A 1,577-nucleotide genomic window follows, 5' to 3' on the forward strand; every position below is an offset into this window, starting at 1 on the left:
GGCGTCGTGGAGGAAAAACCCGAGGACCGATCCTGGACGCTGTCGAAAAGGCAGGTAGCAGAGCCCGGCCATCCTGGCCGGAAGCGGCCGGGCAGCAGGAGTTGGGAAGACATCGAGGCGCAGCCTTGATGATGCCCGTCGTCACGACTGAATCTTAATAATATAAGCCTCCACTTCAAGTGTGAATTCCCAACACTTCTAGCCTAACATTCCGCTTGATCTGCCGATGATTTAGCCACAACCACAGCATTAGACCAGTTTCAGACCAAGAATAAGATCTCCGTTTTAGCATGGATATGCTGTATATTTAACTGTGCAGTCGATCAAACTCGGCTGAGCGATGGCCGGCCATCTCTTGGGAGCAGCAAAACTGGCCATCCGCGTGTCGGCCGATGCTCATTGGGAGGGGCCCATGTTCGCGCGTCCATCCTGTCCTCTTTCCCTCGGCTTCGTCGTCCTCATCTGGGCTGCGGCTGCGACTGCGGCCGGGCCAGCCACCAAGGAGGTCGAAGCCAATGGCGTCACGATGCCCTATCTGGATGAGGGGACCGGCGAGCCTATCGTCTTCGTCCATGGTGCGGTGAGCGACGTTCGTACCTGGGAGCCGATCCGGGCGGAGATCACCGGCAAGCACCGCTTCATCGCCCCGACCCTCAGATATTTCGGCACCGGCGATTGGCCTGATGGAGGCGAGAAGTTCAGTATCGTAACTCACGCTGACGATGTGGCAGCGTTCATCAGGGCGCTCGACATCGGGCCGGTGCACTTGGCCGGATGGTCCTATGGCGCCAACGTGGCCACCGCCGCAGCGCTGGCCGATCCCGATGCCGTTCGGAGCCTGGTCCTGTTCGAGCCATCCCTCCCCTCGCTGATCAGGGAAGGAGACGCAGGGAATGCGGCAAGGGAAGCAAGGGATCGGATGTTCGGCCCGGTCGCCGCGGCGGTGCAGGCGGGCGAGGCCGAGAAGGCCACCGGGCTACTGGTCGAGGGCGTGTTCCAGATGCCGCCGGGCGGCTTCGAGAGACAGCCGCAGGAACTCCGGACGATGCAGCTCGACAACGCGCGGACCTTGCCGCTGCTGTTGTCGGCGCCCGCGTGGAACGTGAGCTGCGACATGCTGAAGGGGCTGGATAGGCCGGTGCTCATCGTGCATGGCACGATGAGCAACGCCTACTGGCCGCACATTGCCGGAGTCATGGACGAATGCCTGCCTCAGGCGGAGCTGGCCGTACAGCCGGGCGTCACTCATGACGGGCCGGTACGCGATCCCGCCGGCTTCGCCACGTTGAGCGAGGACTTCGTGGCGAAGCATTGAGGCCGCTTGGGGTGCCTTGCTCTGGGCGCCGCACGCGCGTGACGGCTAGCGATGCCGCCCGCGCCTCCGCCGCCGGCAGCCATGTTCACGACGCGCAGCGACGCCGGGTCAATAAACTCGCCTGAGGACATGCCGGCGGCGTGCCTCAGCGACCGCCATGGGTGTGGCAGCGGTCGCTGCGCCGGCACGCCCGGCCCTAGTCGACCCCGCCGATCCGGTCGAGCGGCCCCGGCTTCACCACCTCCATCTTGGCGAAATAGTC

General features: G+C 63.9%; 1 protein-coding gene. It reads left to right on the plus strand.

Annotation, left to right across the window (positions count from 1 at the left end; translation table 11 throughout):
* Positions 1-340: 340 nt before the first annotated feature.
* Positions 341-1,315, plus strand: a complete 975-nt coding sequence (locus EQG76_RS23685) for an alpha/beta fold hydrolase (protein ID WP_159716933.1) — start codon at positions 341-343, stop codon at positions 1,313-1,315.
* The last annotated feature ends 262 nt before the right edge of the window (positions 1,316-1,577 follow it).

It is taken from the genome of Geminicoccus flavidas (genome assembly GCF_009806515.1).
GTDB lineage: Bacteria > Pseudomonadota > Alphaproteobacteria > Geminicoccales > Geminicoccaceae > Geminicoccus > Geminicoccus flavidus.